This window comes from Nocardia sp. NPDC023852 (assembly GCF_040639505.1).
In the GTDB taxonomy this organism is placed as follows: domain Bacteria; phylum Actinomycetota; class Actinomycetes; order Mycobacteriales; family Mycobacteriaceae; genus Nocardia.
On sequence record NZ_JBFAAB010000002.1, the window covers coordinates 828,239 to 846,906 of the forward strand.

Annotated in this window: 18 protein-coding genes; 5 read left to right on the top strand and 13 right to left on the bottom strand. The window is 65.9% G+C overall.

All coding sequences use genetic code 11. From position 1 onward, the window contains the following. Positions 1-17 precede the first annotated feature (17 nt). Positions 18-353: an RNA polymerase-binding protein RbpA gene (locus tag AB0H00_RS07455; protein ID WP_357262255.1), complete on the bottom strand. Its 336-nt coding sequence runs from the start codon at positions 351-353 to the stop codon at positions 18-20. A gap of 241 nt (positions 354-594) precedes the next feature. Between AB0H00_RS07455 and AB0H00_RS07460 the strand changes: the two genes are divergently transcribed. Continuing rightward, complete coding sequence (locus AB0H00_RS07460; protein ID WP_357262258.1) at positions 595-915, top strand: hypothetical protein; 321 nt, start codon at positions 595-597, stop codon at positions 913-915. Here the strand turns inward: AB0H00_RS07460 and AB0H00_RS07465 are convergent. Both AB0H00_RS07465 and AB0H00_RS07470 read right to left on the bottom strand, forming a co-directional pair. Further along, entirely contained in the window at positions 887-1,969 is a 1,083-nt protein-coding gene (locus tag AB0H00_RS07465; protein ID WP_357262261.1) for a hypothetical protein, read from the bottom strand. The genes AB0H00_RS07460 and AB0H00_RS07465 overlap by 29 nt on opposite strands. Positions 1,970-2,248: 279 nt before the next feature. Continuing rightward, a complete protein-coding gene (locus tag AB0H00_RS07470) occupies positions 2,249-2,881 on the bottom strand; it encodes a M23 family metallopeptidase (protein ID WP_357262462.1) in 633 nt (210 codons plus the stop codon). Positions 2,882-3,145: 264 nt separating this feature from the next. Between AB0H00_RS07470 and AB0H00_RS07475 the strand changes: the two genes are divergently transcribed. Beyond that, positions 3,146-3,463, top strand: coding sequence for a metalloregulator ArsR/SmtB family transcription factor (locus AB0H00_RS07475; protein WP_357262264.1), 318 nt, complete (start codon positions 3,146-3,148; stop codon positions 3,461-3,463). A 67-nt stretch (positions 3,464-3,530) separates the two neighbouring features. Here AB0H00_RS07475 and AB0H00_RS07480 read toward each other — a convergent pair whose 3' ends face one another. Beyond that, a complete protein-coding gene (locus AB0H00_RS07480; RefSeq protein ID WP_357262267.1) occupies positions 3,531-4,517 on the bottom strand; it encodes a glycosyltransferase family 9 protein in 987 nt (328 codons plus the stop codon). A 277-nt stretch (positions 4,518-4,794) separates the two neighbouring features. Between AB0H00_RS07480 and AB0H00_RS07485 the strand changes: the two genes are divergently transcribed. Continuing rightward, positions 4,795-5,376, top strand: a complete 582-nt coding sequence (locus AB0H00_RS07485) for an HdeD family acid-resistance protein (RefSeq protein ID WP_357262270.1) — start codon at positions 4,795-4,797, stop codon at positions 5,374-5,376. Positions 5,377-5,399: 23 nt separating this feature from the next. Here the strand turns inward: AB0H00_RS07485 and AB0H00_RS07490 are convergent, their stop codons facing one another. Beyond that, on the bottom strand, positions 5,400-6,329 hold the full coding sequence (locus AB0H00_RS07490) for a LysR family transcriptional regulator (RefSeq protein ID WP_357262273.1): 930 nt from the start codon (positions 6,327-6,329) through the stop codon (positions 5,400-5,402). 145 nt (positions 6,330-6,474) lie between these two features. Between AB0H00_RS07490 and mmsB the strand changes: the two genes are divergently transcribed. Next, positions 6,475-7,368 (top strand): 3-hydroxyisobutyrate dehydrogenase, encoded by an 894-nt coding sequence (gene mmsB / locus AB0H00_RS07495; protein WP_357262277.1) that lies wholly within the window; start codon positions 6,475-6,477, stop codon positions 7,366-7,368. A gap of 23 nt (positions 7,369-7,391) precedes the next feature. Then, positions 7,392-8,876: a CoA-acylating methylmalonate-semialdehyde dehydrogenase gene (locus tag AB0H00_RS07500; RefSeq protein WP_357262280.1), complete on the top strand. Its 1,485-nt coding sequence runs from the start codon at positions 7,392-7,394 to the stop codon at positions 8,874-8,876. Between the two features lie 234 nt (positions 8,877-9,110). On the opposite strand, the gene AB0H00_RS07505 is transcribed toward AB0H00_RS07500, so the two are convergent. The 8 genes from AB0H00_RS07505 to AB0H00_RS07540 all read right to left on the bottom strand — a co-directional run bounded on the left by AB0H00_RS07505 (position 9,111) and on the right by AB0H00_RS07540 (position 18,665). Next, on the bottom strand, positions 9,111-9,974 hold the full coding sequence (locus AB0H00_RS07505; protein ID WP_357262283.1) for a DUF1206 domain-containing protein: 864 nt from the start codon (positions 9,972-9,974) through the stop codon (positions 9,111-9,113). Positions 9,975-10,482: 508 nt separating this feature from the next. Further along, on the bottom strand, positions 10,483-12,882 hold the full coding sequence (locus tag AB0H00_RS07510; RefSeq protein ID WP_357262286.1) for a hypothetical protein: 2,400 nt from the start codon (positions 12,880-12,882) through the stop codon (positions 10,483-10,485). Between the two features lie 568 nt (positions 12,883-13,450). Further along, positions 13,451-14,644 carry a Dyp-type peroxidase gene (locus AB0H00_RS07515; RefSeq protein ID WP_357262289.1) on the bottom strand — a complete coding sequence of 398 codons (1,194 nt, stop codon included), beginning with the start codon at positions 14,642-14,644 and terminating at the stop codon, positions 13,451-13,453. After that, complete coding sequence (locus AB0H00_RS07520; RefSeq protein WP_357262292.1) at positions 14,637-15,209, bottom strand: copper chaperone PCu(A)C; 573 nt, start codon at positions 15,207-15,209, stop codon at positions 14,637-14,639. The genes AB0H00_RS07515 and AB0H00_RS07520 overlap by 8 nt, the downstream gene beginning before the upstream one ends. A gap of 490 nt (positions 15,210-15,699) precedes the next feature. Continuing rightward, positions 15,700-16,227, bottom strand: a complete 528-nt coding sequence (locus AB0H00_RS07525) for a hypothetical protein (RefSeq protein WP_357262295.1) — start codon at positions 16,225-16,227, stop codon at positions 15,700-15,702. A 143-nt stretch (positions 16,228-16,370) separates the two neighbouring features. Next, a complete protein-coding gene (locus tag AB0H00_RS07530) occupies positions 16,371-17,030 on the bottom strand; it encodes an SUMF1/EgtB/PvdO family nonheme iron enzyme (RefSeq protein WP_357262465.1) in 660 nt (219 codons plus the stop codon). A 104-nt stretch (positions 17,031-17,134) separates the two neighbouring features. Then, positions 17,135-17,851: an endonuclease/exonuclease/phosphatase family protein gene (locus AB0H00_RS07535; protein WP_357262298.1), complete on the bottom strand. Its 717-nt coding sequence runs from the start codon at positions 17,849-17,851 to the stop codon at positions 17,135-17,137. 49 nt (positions 17,852-17,900) lie between these two features. After that, entirely contained in the window at positions 17,901-18,665 is a 765-nt protein-coding gene (locus tag AB0H00_RS07540; protein WP_357262301.1) for a DUF6875 domain-containing protein, read from the bottom strand. Between the last annotated feature and the right edge of the window lie 3 nt (positions 18,666-18,668).

Sequence of the window (18,668 nt, forward strand, 5' to 3'; positions counted from 1 at the left end):
GCTGTCGGCTGACCGAGTCAGGCGCGGCGGCGGGTCTTGAGCAGTTCCAGGCGCTCCTTGAGCAGCTCCTCGAGCTCATCCTTGCTGCGGCGCTCCAGCAGCATGTCCCAGTGGGTGCGGGGCGGCTTGACCTTCTTGGCCTCCTGGCTGGTGCCTTCGATCAGGACGCCCTCCTGACCGTTGCGGCACAACCATGTCGGCGGGATCTCGGCCTCGTCGGCGAACGGGACGTCGAATTCTTCACCGTTGTCGGTCCGGTATCGGGCGATCCGCCGCGGAGCCAGGTCGTGGTCGCGATCGGTCTCGTAGCTCACCGCTCCGAGCCGACTGCCCCGGAGTACGCGATCTGCCATGGTGTGCCTCTCCCTGTGTACTCGAGTCTTTGTGCGTTGCGACCGTGTCCGGATGGGTACAACGCGCTCGCTGGACCTTATGTCTAACGATCGGGCCTGCGCCGATAGTTCCCGACGCGGCCGCGGTCAACCGTTCCATTGTAGTAGCACCGGCGTGCTGGGCACGCCACACCCAGCCCCCGGCGGTTCCCCGGGGGTCACTGAGCGGATCACGGGTCGCGAGCCGCTAGTGTTCTGCGTCATGTCGCGCCGCTTGTCCTGCCTGTGGTGTGGGCGGGAGATCGTGGAGTCGGAGGCCGGCCGTCGTCGCCGGTACTGCCGCCAGTCCTGTCGCCAACGTGCCTACGAACACCGCAGCAGCTTGAAGGGAACCGGGATTCCCGATGATTCAGTGGTGCTCAGCGCCCAGGAGGCCGCATGCCTGGCCGATCGCTGGTTCGCCGCCCGCTGCGCGGCCGAGGATGTCGCCACTGCCATCGCGGAGGGCGCGACGCCGGAGGAGCTGGCGATGCTCGGTAAGACGCTGGTCGAACTCACCCGTGACGCGGAGCGCCTGCGCTGAGCGCGCCCGGCGTGGGATGGTGCTCGGCTTCGGCGTCGCGGTGGCGCAGATACACCGCGCCGAGCAACACCGCGACGGTTGCGACGAGTCCACCGAACGCCGCCCACGTGGCGCGGTCGGGATGGACCAGCGGTTGGGCACGCATCGCCTGCCAGAACACGATGGCGAGCAGACCGGTGTAACCCAGGGCCACCACGCCGACAACCGCCGCGCCGGCCCGCTCGGCGCTGAGCCAGCGGTAACGCGGCGCCAACCAGGCAAGCCCGATGGACGCCAGAAGCATCACCTGGATGGCGTGCAGCCCCACGAAGTGCGGAACGCGCAAGTCGCCGCCGACAGTGCTCCAGTGTGTGACCGGCATACCGGCGGCGCCGTCGCGTAGTGCGAGGTCGGAGGAGTCGGGCACGACCGTGTGGCCCGCGGCCAGCTCCACGACCCGGCCGTCGCTGTCCCGAACGAGCTGCTTGCCGGTGAAGCCCATCAGGTAGCCCAGCCCCATGCCGCCGACGGCCAGCAACAGCCCGGCGTGGATGGCCCGCGCCGTGGGCCGATCCAGCAGTCGCTGCCAGGACAAGATCAACACGATGCCCAGGTTGGCTGCGAACAGCCCGGGCACGCCGGAGGCGAACACCACCTGACCGATCGAATTCACCGGGTCGTCCTCGGTATTGAAGTGGCTGAAGGTGCCGCGCGCGGCCTGGAGGACGATGAAGCCGACGTCGACGAACCCGGTGACGGCGAAAACCGTGCCGAGCCACCATGTTGCGCGACTTCCCTTGTGCGGCAACGACAGGAGCCAGGCCAGAGTGAGGCTGTAGAGGAAGAACGCCAGGCCGAACTTCATCGGCTTGAGCCAGACCGATTCGCCGAGCAGCGTGCGGTCGTCGACCATCATCGCCGCGAGCGAGAAGAGCACCAGCGCGGCCATCGCGGTGACGGTCCCCAACAGCGGGCGATGCAGCTGTGCCGCCTTTCCGAGGAGCACGGCGGTCGTGCGCTGCCGTGGCGATGACGGCCGGTTCTGCGGCGTGGCGGCGAAATGTGTTGTGGACATGGACCGAAACTAGGAATCGGCACCCGGAGAAGGCGTCCCTCCGCAGCGCTATTCGAGTCTGGTACTCCGGTATCGGTGCGAGGGCCGGTAGCTACCCGTGTGCCGCACCGTCATCGATCCGAGTGGCGCCCGTGTTCGTACAGCGGCGCCGCCGGCCTTGGCGACCCGGCAGGCCGCGAACGCGCCCGTTGCGTTCGCGGCCTGATGATGGCGACGTGTGCGTCGCCGGTCTGTCGAGCACGTTCACGGGCTCCTCATCGCCTCGCGAACGCGCTCGGGTCAAGCCGGGTAGCGCAGGACGTCGACGCCGCGGGCAGCGAGCCAGGGCATCGGGTCGATCGGTTGGCTGCCGGGCAGATGCACCTCGTAGTGCAGATGCGGGCCGGTGGAGTAGCCGCGGTTGCCGACGGTCGCGATGGTGTCGCCCGCCCGTACCTGCTGGCCGACGGAAGCGAGGATGTCGTTGACGTGACCGTAGATGCCCACGGTGCCGTCGTCCTGCTGCACCCGCACCCACAGTCCGAAGCCGGAGGCGGGCCCCGCCTCGATCACGACTCCGTCGGTGACCGAGGCGATGGGTGCGCCGAGCGGGTCACCGAAGTCCAGGCCCGCGTGCATCGCGCCCCAGCGCGTGCCGAAGTTCGAAGTGAGAATGCCGCCGACAGGCCGGACGGTCCTCGGGCGGGCGGCTTCCTGTGCGATGCGGTGCTGCTTCCAGAGCGCCGGGTCCGACACGGCCGGCGGCATCTGCGCTTCGCGCTGGGTCAACGCGGTGGGCCGGAACTGGCCCGCGGCGGTGTCGAGCTCGCCCGCGGTGAGCTTGCCCGCGGCGAGGCGAGCGGAAGGGTCGGTGTTCTTGGGCTCTTCGGTTGCGGCGATGATGCCGACCGAGGCGCTGACGACCGCGGACACAGCAACCACGCGGGTGACGGCACAGTGGCGGCGGAGGCGGGGCACGCTGCGCCGGAAAGGTAACGGAACGGTCACGGGCATGAGAATGAACGTACGGGAGCCCTATGCGCATCCCGCAATCTTGTGGCAACCGTCACGTGCAGCGGAAGCCGCACTCATGTGTCGCGCGCAGATAACGACAGGGCTCGACTCGTGCGGCCGCCTGGGAAAACTCCGTGCTGGGCCGAGTTGCCCGACGGAACGCTGGGTGATCACACTATATGAGTGGCGACTAATGGAGTTCGCGCCTTTTCGGCGCTGGCGGACCCGACCCGTCGCGCGATCTTCGAAGCGCTGCCGCATGCCCCGCGCTCGGTCGGCGACCTCGCGGAGGTGGTCGGCGTGAGCAGCTCCGCGGTCTCGCAGCATCTGCGTGTGCTGCGCGAAGCCCGGCTGGTCATGATGCGGCCCGACGGCAACCGCAGGCTGTATTCCCTGGATCCGCGCGGCCTCGCTGACGCCCGTGACTATTTCGAACAATTCTGGCCGAGCGCGATCGCCGCGTATTCCGCGGCGCTGCAGACCGCCGACCAAACAGCCTGAACGTCCGATACCTGGGTCGCACAGGCAACGGGCCGCCATCCCGGATGGGATCGTGAGGACGGCGCGGTCAGCCCACGCGACGATAGGCGGCCCTGCGGCCGTCGGCGCCCGTGCTCGATAAGTTCCGCTGGTGCAGCTGCTTGTCGACCGCGTCGATCACCTCGGCAACGCCGATCCGCAGCAGACCAGGGTCGGGGGCGTCGGCGTCCGGGTCGCCGACTTGGCCGGCCCACAGCACGGCGTGCCTGCCGAGCAGATGCGGGGGTGGTCCGCTCCATCGCGGCGGGGTCGGGCCGAACAGCAGGACCGTGCGGGTGCCGAACGCGGTGGCCAGATGCGCGACGCCGGTGTCGCCGCAGATCACCAGCGCGGCCTCGGCGACGGTGGCGGCCAGCTCGATGAGGTTCTGCTCGCCGGCGAGCACCCGGCTGACGGGCAGTCCGGCGCGCGCGGCGATGCTCAGCGCCAGTTCGCGTTCGTACTCGTCTCCGGTGAGCACGACTTCGCGACCGAGCACCAGTAGATGCCGGACAACCGCGGCGAACCGGTCCGGCGGCCAGCGGCGGGCCGGGGCCCCCGCGCCGACGTGCACGACGATGCAGTCCCGGCGGCTGGTCGTCGATACCGGCGGGAGCAGACCGAGATTGCGGCGGTCGGCGACGATGCCGTCGGATTCGAGCAGATGGCACCAGCGGTCCACGTCGTGCATGTCGGTCTGCCACTCGGGGCCGGGAAGTTCGGGGAAGGCCGAGTTGTGGTAGGTGAGCACGCGTTTCGGCTGCGTTTTGGCCAGCGCGACAATGCTTTCGGCGCTCGGGCCGTGCAGGTTGACGGCGAGTTCGGGGGCGGGCTCGTGCCAGCGCAGACTGCCGAGCTCGGCGGTAGGCACCAGGGTGTCCACTGACGCGATCAAGTCCACGACCGGCTTGAGTCGCTGCGGGGCGGCCAATAGGATGCGGTCGTGCGGCTTGGCGCGGCGCAGGGCGCGTAAGGCCGGGACCGCGGTGAGTAGATCACCGAGCCCGCGTGCCTGTAGCACGAGCAGAACCGCCACCCTCTTCTCCTAGCCACCCGAGCCGCACCATCCCGACCCACCCGTTTTCACCCCCAGAGGCGCACACGACGAGAGTCACTTAGGGATGACTACCCGACCACTCGGGCGGTAAACGTGGACACGACGGCGTTGTCGATCACCTCCGCACCAATCATCTCCGCCGCGGCATCGCAAACCTTGGTTCTCGACCTCGTTGCCGGGTAGCAGCGGCAGAGCGCAACGCCTTCCCTTCGGCAAATGTCCAGTAAACTCTAGTGATGCGTCATAGCATCAGGCCATGACGACGAATAGCGTGCTAGAGGGTCCTCTGCAGTCCCTTGCCCGCAAGGCGTGGCAGTCCGTTCTGGTCACCGGCATCCTCGCGGTGATCCTTGGCATCCTGATTCTGGCGTGGCCGGGCCCGACATTGGTGGCCGCGGGCATCCTCTTCGGCATCTACCTGGTGGTTACCGGTTTTCTGCAGCTGCTGGCCGCCTTCGGTACGCCGGCCGGCACCGGGGTCAGGGTGCTTGCCTTCATCAGCGGCGTGCTGTCGATCGTGATCGGCGTGTTCTGTTTCCGTGACGAGCTGACCTCGATCCTGCTGCTCGGGCTGTGGATCGGGATCGGCTGGCTGTTCCGCGGCGTCGCGTTGCTGATGGCCACGATCTCCGAGCCCGGATTGCCGGGCCGCTGGTGGCAGGCGTTCTTCGGCGTGCTGACCGCGATCGCCGGTGTCGTACTGATCATCTGGCCGGTGCGCTCGGTGGCCACGCTGACCGCGGTCGCGGGGGTATGGCTGATCGTGCTCGGCATCGTGGAGATCATCGTCGCGTTCGGAGTGCGTAAGGACGCCACGGCGATCACTGCCGCCGCCTGACAGAGGGATGTGTGGGAGCACGGTCAGCTGCCGCCCTGTAATTCACCGCCGCGGGCGCGGACCTCCACTCGCAGCGCCTCCAGCACCGCTCGGACGGCATTGCTGCGCAGCGCTTCCTCCCGCGCCACCGTCCAGTACGAGATGCGCTGGTTGAATTCGGCCGGTAACAGCCTGCGCAACTGCGGGCGTCGGTCGGCTAGATAGACCGGCAGGATACCGACACCGGTCGCCGCGACGGTCGCCTCGACATGGGCGAAGACACTGGTCGAACGCATGCTGGTCATCGGATGCGGCAGCAATTTCGCGGCCAGATCCAGTTCGTCGATCTGCAGCGCGGATTCGATGTAGTAGACGAGGCGATGGTCGGCCAAGTCGGCAAGGCTGCCCGGATTACCGTGGCGACCGAGGTAGTCATCGCTCGCGTAGAGACCGAGGTAGTAGTCGGTGAGATGGCGGGCGATCGCTCGGTGGACGTTCGGCCGCCCGACGACGATCTCGAGGTCGACGCCGGACCTGTTCTGCTGGACGCGCCGCGTGGCGCTGATCAGCTCGATCGACAATCGGGGATAGGTTTCCTGCAGCCGCGCCAACGCGGGCACCGCGAAATGTGCGGCGAACCCGTCCGAAGCGGCGATGCGCACGAGTCCGCCGACGCCCTCGCGTCGCGTCTGCAGCGGGGTCGCCAGTTGCTGCAGCGACTTCTCGATTTCCTCGGCCACCACCAGTGCGCCGCGTCCGAGTTCGGTCAACTCCCAGCCTCCGGACCCGCGCACCAGCACCCGCCCACCGATGATCTTCTCGAGTGCGGCGATTCGCCGCGACGCGGTCGTCGAGTTCACTCCGAGTGCGTCGGCCGCGGCCGAGAATTTGCCGAGCCGGGCCACCGCCAGCAGTACCAGCAGATCGTCGGGACTGGGTTGGCCGGTGGCCGGGGCGCTGCGTGCGACGGACATGGCGCAACCTCACCACATCGCCTGCAAATTTGCAGCATGTTACTGCAAAACTGGGCGTTGAACTGCATTGATCTTCACTGAATTGGTCCATAGCGTGGCTCGTATCACGTCAGAATTCCACTTCGAATCAGGATGGAGCACCGCGGTGGCAACAGTCGCGTGGATCGGTCTCGGGCATATGGGCACCCCGATGACGGCGAATCTCATCAAGAACGGGCATACAGTCCACGGCTACGACGTGAACCCCGAAGCGCTCGACTCGGCCGCGGCACACGGAGTCAATCCCGTCGCGTCGATCGCCGAGGCCGTGCGCGGGGTGGACGTCGTGTTCACCATGCTGCCCAAGGGTGAACACGTCCTCGCCGTGTATCAGGGCGCGGACGGCGTTTTCGCGCATGCCGCGGCCTCGACCCTACTGGTCGACAGCTCGACCATCGATATGGATTCGGCCGCGCTACTGCACTCCTCCGCCCGCGAGCGTGGCTTCCGATTCGTGGATGCGCCGGTGTCCGGTGGTACCAGCGGGGCCGCGCTGGGCAATCTGACCTTCATGATCGGTGGCGAGCCGGACGCCGTGGACGCGGCCGCCGGAATCATCGACGCGATGAGCGGCAATATCATTCGCACCGGCCGGGCCACGTCCGGTCAGGCCGCGAAGATCTGCAACAACATGATGTTGCTGATCAACCTCGCGGCCTGCTCCGAGGGTGCGGTGCTCGCCGAGCGCCTCGGCCTGGATCCGAAGGTGTTCTGGAACGTGGCTTCGGTCTCCTCCGCTGATTCGTGGGCGCTGCGCACCTGGTATCCGGTTCCCGGTATCGTCGAAACCTCTGCTGCCAACAATGGATTCGCGCCCACCTTTACCGCAGACCTGGCTAATAAGGACATCGGCCTCGCGTTGCGGGCCGGGGAGTCGACCAACACCCCGTTGCCCACCGCGACCATCGTCGCCGCCCAACTCCAGGAACTCGTCGGCACCGGACTCGGCGGCCGCGACTGCTCGCTGATCATCAAGCACATCGACCCGACCGTCGGCTGAATTTAATCCGAAAGGCACCGAGCATGATTCGAATTCCGCACTACATCAACGGCAAACGCGTCGATTCCAGTGTTCGCTCCGGTCCGGTCTTCGACCCGGCCACCGGAGCGGTGACCGCCGAGGTGGGATTGGCGTCGGCCGCCGAGGTCGCCGACGCCGTCCAGATCGCCAAGAGTGCCCGATCATCCTGGCGGGCAACCAGTCTTGCCCGCCGAACGGATGTCTTCTTCCGGCTCCGGCACCTGCTGACGGAGCGGCGGGGGGAGTTGGCCCGCATCATCACTGCTGAACACGGCAAGGTGCTCGACGATGCCGCGGGGGAGATCGCGCGCGGCATGGAGAACGTCGAGTTCGTCGCTGGGTTGATACATCTGCTGAAAGGTGAGCATTCCGAGCAGATATCGCGCGGAATCGATGTTCATCAGGTCAAGCAGCCTGTGGGCGTGGTCGCGTGCATCACGCCGTTCAATTTTCCGGCTATGGTGCCGCTGTGGATGGTCTCCTCGGCGATCGCCTGTGGCAATACCGTCATCCTCAAGCCGAGCGAGAAGGACCCGTCCGCGTCGGTATTCATTGCCGAATTATTCAGTGCGGCAGGTCTTCCCGACGGTGTACTCAATGTGGTTCACGGCGACAAGGAAGCTGTCGACGCGCTGATCGACGACAAAGAGGTCGCCGCGGTGAGTTTCGTCGGTTCGACACCGATCGCCGAAGCGATCTACCAGCGTGCAAGCAGCAACGGCAAGCGGGTGCAGGCTCTGGGCGGGGCGAAGAACCACATGGTGGTCATGCCCGACGCCGACCTCGACGCCGCGGCCGATGCCGCCGTCTCCGCGGCCTATGGATCCGCCGGTGAGCGTTGCATGGCGGTGTCGGTGCTGGTGGCGGTCGGCGATATCGCCGACACCTTGATAGGTAAGGTCACCGAGCGGCTCGGCGCACTCCGCATCGGCCCGGGCACCGACCCGAACTCCGAGATGGGTCCGCTGATCAGTAAAGAGGCCAGGGACCGGGTTGCGTCCTATGTCGCCGGGGCGGCCGCCGAAGGCGCCACCGTCGTCGTGGACGGACGCGAGCAGGTCTTCGACTCCGACGGCTTCTTCATCGGGGTGAGCCTGATCGACAACGTCCGGCCCGGCATGAAGGTGTACGACGACGAGATCTTCGGTCCCGTCCTGTCGGTGGTCCGGGTCGGCACCTACGAGGAAGCCGTCGAGCTCACCAACGCCAACCTCTACGGCAACGGTGTCGCGATCTTTACCCGAGATGGCAAGTCCGCCCGCGAGTTCGAATTCGACATCGAGGTCGGCATGGTCGGCGTCAACGTGCCGATTCCGGTGCCGGTTGGCGCCTACTCCTTCGGTGGCTGGAAGAAGTCGCTGTTTGGCGACTCGCACATCTACGGTCCCGAGAGCATCCACTTCTATACGCGCAGCAAGGTCGTCACGACTCGCTGGCCGGACGCCTCTGAAAGCCAGATCGACCTGGGGTTTCCGAGTAACGCGTGAACCAGCGGCGTGCCGGCCCGCTGATTGACGCTGATCGAGCGGGAAGGCATCACGGAACCGCCCCGCTTCCGGCAAGGAACAGCGTCTCGCCGTCTCTGGATAACCGCACGCGATTACCGCTCACCGCTGGCGACGCCGACCAACTCTGGCCCAACCGACTGATCGGTGCCGTTGAGCAACCCCTATCGCTCCGTCAGGGGAGTGAGTTCGAGATATGCGAATTACCCGCGGCGCTTACATCTTGGCGTATCGGGCCATGACGAAGCTGTAGAGGCCGTAGGAGATGATGCCCAGTCCGGCCGCGACGAGCAGAGTCGCCCCGTAAGGTTGAGCCCCGAGGGTTTTCAAGGCGCCGTCGAGTCCGGTGGCCTTGTCCGGCTCGGATCGGCTCGTGGCGAGGATCACCAGCAAGCCGACCGCGGCAATGGCCAACCCCTTCGCGATATATCCGACCGTGCCAAGCCGTCGCACGAGGACACTGTTGGTGCCCTCGATGTCATCGAGAAAGTTCTGGCTGGCTCCTTTGTGTACGTGGTAGCCGCCGACCGCGATGATGATCAGCCCGCTGACGACGAGTGTGACCGTGCCTGCGGTGGTTTGCAGCATGCGTGCGGTGAGCCCGGCACTCTCGCCGCCGCTGGGCTCGCCGCTGCCGCGAGCGAATTCGAACGCGGAGAAAGCGAAAGCGAAATAGACCACCGAGAGTGAAAAGGCCTTGCCGCGACGGGTGGCTTCGGACTTCTTGCTGTCGGCGTCGGGTTCGGATGAGCTGCCGAACGCAGTTTCGGCGAGCCGCCACAGTGCCATCAGAACGAACGCGACGACGCCCACCCACAACGCGACGACGCCGCCCGGTTTGCCGGCCAATTCGGCCATAGCGCCGGACTGGTCGGCGATGCCACCTCCGCCGCCGATGGCGATGCGAATAGCTATGTAACCAATGATCCCGTGGACGATGCCACTGACGACGAAGCCTGCGCGGGCAAATCGCTCGAAAACACTGTTCTGGGCAATCCGGCCCGCGGTGGAGGACGAGGTGTCATAAGACTTCGATGACGAATCGGCGGAGGATGCTTTGAAAGGGTTGGTTTCAGCCACGATGCCTTCTTGATCGGGTGGTGCGGTGCGGGGCCGCACGCAGCGCATCGACGCCGCGATATGAAGCTCGAAGGCCCCCTCGGCCCAGGCTCCGGACTGCTCGAGTGGTTGCCCTGGCTCAATCGGGCCGAACAGCGGCTTCGAGGCTGGTTCCGGATGGATCCGCTCGATAGCCAAGTGGCGTTTCGCCGGATACCCAGCCACGGTGAATCGAAACACAGCAGGATAGGAGTTCGGATTCCGGCCGGTTCGGATTTTGCCACCGTCCCGCTGCCCGACGTCACTGCGTCCGCTGTCGAGACCGAACGAGCCCTCGACGTACTTCAAGCCGATGGCGTTGTTCTACTCGGCACCTCTCGGGACACCTACTTGGGGAAGAAGGTCAGGACGAGCTGTTTCATATCCTCGATGAGCGGTCGGCCGATGTGGTGGCGATGCGGATGATCAGCCCGCAATGTGATCGATGCGTGATGTTGCCACCTAGCGATCACCTAACTGTCGGAGGATACTAGTTGGTCCACGGGCCTATATTGGTGCCGGATAGCAGTCGATCGATATTCATGGCCCTCGCCTTGTGTGCCATTGCGCCTCTCAAAATATTGTCGTCGCGCGGGTGATCGAAGAATCGTGCCGCATGTTGGCTCACATTCACCGCGCTCATGTTCCCGATGTGGAGGCGGGTGTCCTCGTCGGCAATGGCAAAGGCTCGGACGGCATCTTCTCTGGTAATCGGGCGGCGTGCGCCGGTGCCAGGGTGCTGGCCGAGCGCGCCCACAGCGTTCACGAATTCCTCGTACGTGCCGTAGTCCCGCATCACTGCGGCGACCAGTCTCTCGTTGTGGTCCCGGGGGCTACTGGTGTTCCACGTGCGCGCGGGGTTCCCGGGGGGGCGGGTGCGGAGGGCGAACAGGGCTGCCTCTTCTGCAGCTCGAGCGCGGTAGGCAAAGGCTCTGCCGTCGGCACCACGCCCGTTGATACTGGCGAGGTCCAACGCGGCGGCGGCCCTTGCCAAGGGGTTGTACATTGCCGGGTTGTCCTCGGCAGCTGCGTCTACTTGGGTGGCTGCGCGGCCTGCACGTCGGATCTGTTCCCTGGTCCAACCCCCAGAAGCGTGGTTGGCACTGAAGGCCGCCATAGCGCTCATTCCGTCGGCACGGCTGCCTCCGAGGTCTTGCACCCTGGTCATTGCCGCGGCGGCCGAGCGCGCGTTGAAGCCTGGGAAATCTCCGATGTCTGTTGCGTCTTGGACGGCCGCATCGTACTCACGCGCCAACAGGCTTGCGCGGCCCTGAAGGCTTCCTTCAGTCCCTCCTGGCACCCTTCCATGCAGCAGTTCGTAACTCTTTTGGTTCATGTCCTGTGCTTCCTTCGACCAGTAGTTCAATGGGTTCTGGCGACGGAGCATCCAAGAGGTTATGGGGTTTGCGTTTGCCTCCGCGAGGAAACTCAGTGACTTTCCGAGCACGTGACCCGGTGACAGCCCGTAGCGAAGGGAATCGTGTCCTGTTGTGTCACCTTGGAAGGTCGGGACCGGCCTGCCCTCGAGCACCGCGCGTATCTTTTCGGCCATCCGGCTCTGGCCACCGATCAGGTTGAGATCGAGACGGCGCAACAGCACAAAACCCGCGATAAGCACTATGCCACCGACGAAGATCACCGCAATACCGTTCTCGGGCGCCGACCGGAAAATGCTGTCCAGCACAAGGATGTAGGCACCTTCGAATGCGAACAGAACAATCAGCGAAAAGGCATCGCCGACCATGCCGACGAGGTTGCGGACCAAGAACGCCTGAGTGGGACCGTATATGAATCCGCCGGCGGCGAAACCGAAAATGGCCAGGATGGCATGGAATATCGACGAGAGTGCGGCGAGGAAGATCTTGATCGAGAGGTAGGACAGGAACAGCAGAAGAATTGCCCCGAAGATCAACAACACCAGGCCGGTACCGACCTGTCCGAAAGTGGGGTTCTCGATTCGGTCTTGGGCTGCGGTGTCGCCGCACCGCCGCATACCTTCCGCAAGCTGTGATTCGCTCCCTGCCAGGACCGCCGATGACCATGCCGCACGGCAGCCGGGCGAATCGTCGACGACCCGGCCGAGATTCCATACCTGCACCGGATGCCGCCCGAAATTGTCGGCCAAGGTAGTGCTGAACCCCTCGACTATTGATTTCGGATTCGGAGTCGACTGGCCGTTCACTCCCGCGGCGACCGCTATCCCGACATCGCGCCCTTGGGCCAGCAGGCCATCCGACGACAACACATCGGCCATCGGATGCGCAAGATATGTGGCGCCGGACAAGGCAACGAAAAACATGACCGAGACCTGCACTACGGCTTTGGCGGGGTGCCCTCGCAGAATGAACACCGCTACGAAGATCCCGCCGATCGTGACCGACACGACCAACACGAGTGGGGTGGCCAACGTACCCGTGAGGCCGTCGGCGACCGCGGTAAACGGTTTGCCGAGCCACGTCAGCCAACCGAAATCCGCCACGAAAAGGGCCATCCAGATGGCACAGATCACCAAGACCATGAAGATCGCGAAGAGCAGCCCCAGCACAATCGACACCCCGTTGCCTTTGAGGTTGAAAAGGCTGGGTTGGGTAGCGAATATGTAGTTCGACAACGGAACTCCGGACGAGTCCTTGATGCCGGTCCAGGAGAGCCCGTCGATCGAGGATCTGCTCCCAGCCGAGGTGGCGGTGTCGGTGCGCCCGCTGGCCGCACCGCTGGCGACGGTCGAGGCCACCAGGAGGAACAGCAAGGTGATCAGGAGGCGGACGGTGACGCGTCGTCGCCGGGTGGCACGGGCCCAGACGCGGCATCGCTCCACTGCGGCCCGCAGGGACCAGTCCATGTCCCATGCGGTCGAGCTGCGTGGGCTGGAGTCCGGTTCAAGCCTCATGAACAGTTGCATACGTCTTCACTCCGCACCCTGGATCCCAGGTTGCATCTAGGTTACGCCTTATTGGTACACCATCAAACGTCCCGTTAGTTGTCGGCTCAATGTATTTGTGGCGTAACGGATATATAACGGTCGAACTTGCGCCGCCTCATCGGCGCCTCGGGGCGGTGGTAACGCGCGCGACCGAAATCAGCACACTCAATGGGATAGCTGTGCTGCCGGCCCGCGGTGTCGATGGGCGGCTCGGTGTTGGCTCGGGCGGCCGCAGGTCCATCGCGAAGGGGTTTCGCGGCGAAGCCAGGGCGGTTCGAAAATGGAGGGCTGGCGATCATTGTTGTAGGCACCATGATTCCGACGAGGACCGAAGAGATATCCAGTCGATCATGGGACAACTGCCTCCCTTCTGCATAAGGACAGGTTCGTCGGGCACCGTCGAGGATGTCCAGCCGGACCTGTTTTACAGGTTGCCTCGAGCGCGCCCCGGCTCTCGGCCGAATGTTCCCCCTCGTGGGAACAGTGGGGTGATCCGCCGCTGAGGCCTGCTCGCACGGTCGGCACCGAACGCGCGTCACGAGTCGAACAGCGGCTGCCCGAGGTAGCTTCCCGGCGCCGACACCCCGGGCGGCAGGACGAACACCGCGGACCCGATCGGTGTTGTCCACACGTTGAGCGCGTCGAACTCCGCGAGGCGGCGCTGGACCGGGAGGAATTGGGCGTCCACATCGCGTTGATAGGCGGCGAAGAGCAGACCCGAGTTCGAGGTCCGGCCGGGAGCCGGTGTGTCGTCGTAGTTGTAGCCCCGTCGCAGGAATCGTTCGCCGTCGTGTGCGTGATGGGCACGTGCGATGTGCGAGGACGGCGGGATGATCGGGATGCCGGTCGCGTCGGCGGCCGCGAAATCCGGCTCGTCGAACTCGTCTGTCCCTGTCAAGGGCGCACCGTTGGCGAGGGCGCGTCCAATGGTGAGTTCGCGTCCTTCTCGGTCGATTTCGTCCCAGGTGTCCAGTGCCATCGCGATCCGCCGCAGCACACACGAAGTGCCGCCCGCCAACCACGGCTGTACATCGCCGTCGTCCCACACCAGGCGGCCGAAATCAGGGGTATCGGGCGCGAGATTCACCGTGCCGTCGATCTGACCCATCAGATTGCGCGTCGTCGTTCCCGGGGCGGCGTCGCGGAACCCGCGCTGCATCCATCGCACGGTGACCAGCGAGGACACGCTCCGGCACAGCACACGCACCGCGTGGGACACCGTGGTCGCCTCGTCGGCGCAGACCTGCAGCAGCAGGTCGCCGCCGGTCCAGGCTGATTCGAGCCGATCGATGTCGAACGGCGGCAACGCGCGCAACCAGGACGGCCTGCGGTGCTCGAGGTCAGCGACGGTGAACACTGCGGGACCGAGTCCCAGCGTGACCGTCAGCCGAGCCGAGCGCCGCGCGAGCTCGGGTTCGGTATCCGCGAGCGCGGGGCGCCCCTGGGTCAGTCTGGCGGCGTCCTCGGTCCAGATCTTCAGCACGCCGATGAGGTCATCGCGGTCCGTACCTGATCTCAGATCGAACGCGACGAAGGTCGCATTCGACTGTGGGGCGGTGGCGACGCCCGCCTGGTGCCGTCCGTAGAACGGCACCGTCGTCTGTGGCGTTCCGGATTCGCGCCGTCCGGTCAGCGCGACCGCGCCCAGCCCGATGCCCGCGGCGGCACCGCCGCCGAACAGACGCCGCCGGTTGATCCGTGCGGGTCGCGGGCCGGTCTGATCAGCCACTGTGCGCGGGGGTCTGCGCTCCGGTGCCGTGCTCGCCGCTCGCGTGGTCGGGCACGTAGTTCTCCTGGTTGCCGGAGAAGTCGCGCACCTGGGCGGAGAACGTCGTGGTCGAGCCGTCATCGAAGGTGAGTGTGACCGGCGTTTCGGATCCCGTGCGCAGCGGTCCGTTCAAGCCCATGAACATGATGTGATCGCCGCCTGGCCGCAGTCGGGTCGTCCCGTGCGCGGGGATCACGAAGCCGTCCGGCTTGGGGCGCATTGCTTTTGTCCCGTTCGCGTCGGCGACCACCTCGTGCAGCTCGATGCGGCTGGACGCCGGGCTCGATGCCGACACCACCGTGCGCGGTGTATCGCTGCTATTGCTCAGATCGCCGAAGGCCGCGGACATTCCGCTGTCGGCCGCCTTGACCCACTGGTCGGTGATGGTCACGGCGTCCGCGGATTTCGCGGAATCCGGCTTGTCATTCGACGAGCAGGCGACCAGGAGGAAGGGCACCGCTGCGGCGGCTGCCGCGCAGCGCAGGACGCGAGAGGTGCGGGGCGATGGAAAAGTGCTGATACGCATGCAAGCTCCGATGGTGTGAGGTTTGTTGGTTCCGTTGCGAGGGCCGTGTCCGGATAGTGGTCCGAGTCTCTTCCGGCTCCTCGGACCCCGGACGTTCCTTCGGGTCGTTCGGCGTGCGCCGGCCTGACGGCGTGCACGCCGGGAGTCGTGCCGGTTCGCTGTTCTGCGGAGATGTCGCGAACTCCGCCGCGCACGAGATCCACGGAAGAGCGCTCGGGTGCCGACCGAATTGCTGTCCGAGGACGAATCCGCGGACCCCGAGTTTTGTGGCGTCCGGGTGTGCTGCCCGGCGCGGAGGTGAAGTGAAGCGTTCCCTACCAACGTGGTTTCCCGCGGCATGGTGGCCGTTCGACCTCCGCACCCGAACAACGCGGACGCGGTCCGAGCCGGGCATAGTCGATCCGCGGCGGAGCGATCCACGCCTAGCCTGCACTACTGAAAAGTTCTGTGCGGCAATGGCAACTGGTGTTCGCGGACGATAGAAAGAAGGTCAGCCCCGGGTTGGTGGGCCACGTAGGCCGAAGCCCGAACAGGCCAGCAGGCGCCGCGGACCGGGGCGAGGGCTGCCGATCGCGGGCGAGCGGACTCGGAGGGACGCGGCGGGACCATCGGACAGGATGCGCACCGTGCGTCGCATGTCGGACGCCGCCCGCAGCACCGTGTGCTCGGCGGCGCGGATGAGCAGCGCGCCGACCGGCACGGCCGCGAGGTGGGCACCGAGCATCACCGTCGGCGTGCTCGCGTCGTGCTGATGTCCGGCGGACAGGGTCAGTGCGATGTGCGCGACGGTCTGCCCGATCGCCAGCATCGTCATGATCTCGCCGGGCCCGTGCCGGTTCGGTCGGGCAGCAACCAGCACCCCCACCGCGATACATGCGGCGATCAGCAATGCGGTCGAGGGCGCGCCAGGGGAGATCGCTCCGCCGCCCAGGGCGTGCGCGGCGATGCCCACGGCACCGGACGCTGATCCGACGAACGCGCCGCGCAGCCGCGCCGCCACGTCGATCGGATTTCGCACCGGTCCATACTACTTGCTGTCGTAGTAGCCGGCCGCACCGGATCGAATGTGCGACTATGTTTCCCGGCTAGGGACGATCGCAGCGTGTACTGCCCGAGGCCGGATGGCCGATTCGTCACCGTTCCGACCGTGGCGGCATGCTGCTATCGCTCGAGACGGCTTCGGGCCAGACGGAACCCGAGGTCGTCGATGCGGAAGGTCGGGTGACTTTTACGACGGCACGAGGCACGGCAGCTGTGGGGTAGGTCGAACGCGCCGCCGCCGCGGAACACCCGGTACGGACCGTAGACCTCAGGATCGTAGACATCCCAGCACCATTCCCAGACATTGCCGATCATGTCGTAGAGCCCCCACGCGTTCGGCGCTTTGGTGGCCACGTGATGCACAACGCCACCGGAATTCTCTCGGTACCAGGCGATTTCGTCGAGATCTCCATATCGCACAGCGGAAGTGCCCGCACGACAGGCATATTCCCATTCGGCCTCGGAGGGGAGGCGGTAGCCCTCGGCTGCCTGGTCGCAGACCACATCTCGCGCGTCGAGGTCGGCGCCGATCGTGTAGCAGCGGGTGAGCCCGGCGGCGTCGGACAGGAGGTTGCAGAACCGGACGGCCTCGGTCCACGAGACATCGGTCGCCGGGGCGAGGGTGGCCGAGGCGTTCGTCGGCGCCGCGCCGCTCAGCGCGGCGAAGAGCTCGTGGGTCACGGGGTGGGGCGCCAGGTCGAACGCGGCCACCTCGACTCGTCGAGTCGTCTTCTTGCTTTCGTCGCGCAGCACGATGGCCCCGGCAGGGAGGCTGATCATGCCGAGGGAGACCGTGTGGGCCGGGGGCGGTTCAACGCTCATATCGCGGTCAGCCTACCGAGTGCGCCGTGTGCGCCGCTGTGGTCTGCTCGATGGCGGGCGATTCACATGGTGACGGCCGCGTGGACGAGGTTGTGGTCCGATACCCCGCCCATGTCGTCGACGGTCAGATCGGTGATGTGGGCGCCGCGGACGGCTACGTGATCGATGTGCTGAGACTTTGCCCCGGACTCCCGCGGGCGGGTCGGGAGTCCGCCGGGAACGCTCTCGGCGACGGCGAAGCCGTCGCCGAGACCGGCGGCGACGGAACCGCGGTCGGTGTTGAAGTCGCCGAGCAGAACGGTGGCGTGTTCGATTGTGGTGCTCGCTAATTCGGTCAGTCGGGCAAGTTGGGTGGCGCGTCGCCGGTCGCCGGTCACATGGGTGGCGATCACGACCAGCCCGGCGGCGTCGACGACGAGCGCGCCCTTGCCTGGGTCCTGCGCGAACGACTCGGCTGCCAGTTCCCTGCTCGGTTCTTCGGTGAGCACCACGAGGTATTCACCGCCGTCGAGCAGGGAACTCGGTACACGGCGCGGGGTCGGAAGGCGTTGATACCGCAGGGCGTGAAAGGTCCGGCCCGGCAATGCCAGGCGCAGGCCGGCCAACTGATCCCCGCTGACTTCCTGCAGCGCGATGACCTGCTCGGTCCGTTCTGCCACCCGCGCGGTGATCGCGGCGATCCGCGCGCCCTCGTCCGGCCATCGAGTCGCCACGTCCTCATACCAATTCTCGGCATGAACACGATGCAGAACGTTCCAAGTGGCGACTGTGATCACCATCGCGATGTTAGGACACCGCGTTTCGCAGCGATTCGCAACGTATCAGTGTTCACAGTCCGTCGGCCTCCGCGCGGGATCGATCCTCGACCTCGCGGACGCTGCTGTCGCCGAAATCGGCTCGGTCGTGAGGGCCGGACCTGACCTCGGAGGAGACCCTTTCGGGATGTGTTTCTACGAGTTTGTCGGACATGGCTGTGGTGATGAATGCGGGGATCGTGGGGGCAAAGATTTTGAAGTAGGTGTCGATCCATTCGTGGCGAGAATTGAGGAATGGGAAGTCTGTGGGGGCCATGTGGCGTACGGCGAGGATGGGCAGGGGCGCGTCGAGCGCCGGGAACGCCGGGTTGTGCAGTCCGGGCGTGGTGCAACCCGGATAGAATTGGCCCAGCATCAGTCCTTTGTCGACGAACCGGGTTTTCTGGTCTTGTTGAACAGTGTCTAGCTCGGCGTATTCGGTGAGGTCGGGAAAGACCGCGAGGACGGCTTTGAACACAGAATCGGGTGGGTCCCGGGGTGGCAGGGCGGGGAGCAGGTCGTACACGTCCTGGACGATCGCGGTTATGCGCCGGATGTCGATGTCGCGACCATCGAAGAATGCGGCCCACAGGTATCGGCGTGCGATGGCACGGCTGGTGTAGGGGCAGACGGGGCCGTGTCGGCCGAGGTCTGGGTGGGGTCGGCACAGGTATTCGCGAGCCCACCGCCGTAGTTCGGCAGCACGGCGGTGCTCGGCGACACCGGTTGCCGAATCGGGATCGAACAGGTTGGTCAGCTCGACACCGGATCGAGTCCCAACGATTCGGTCGATGTTCATGAT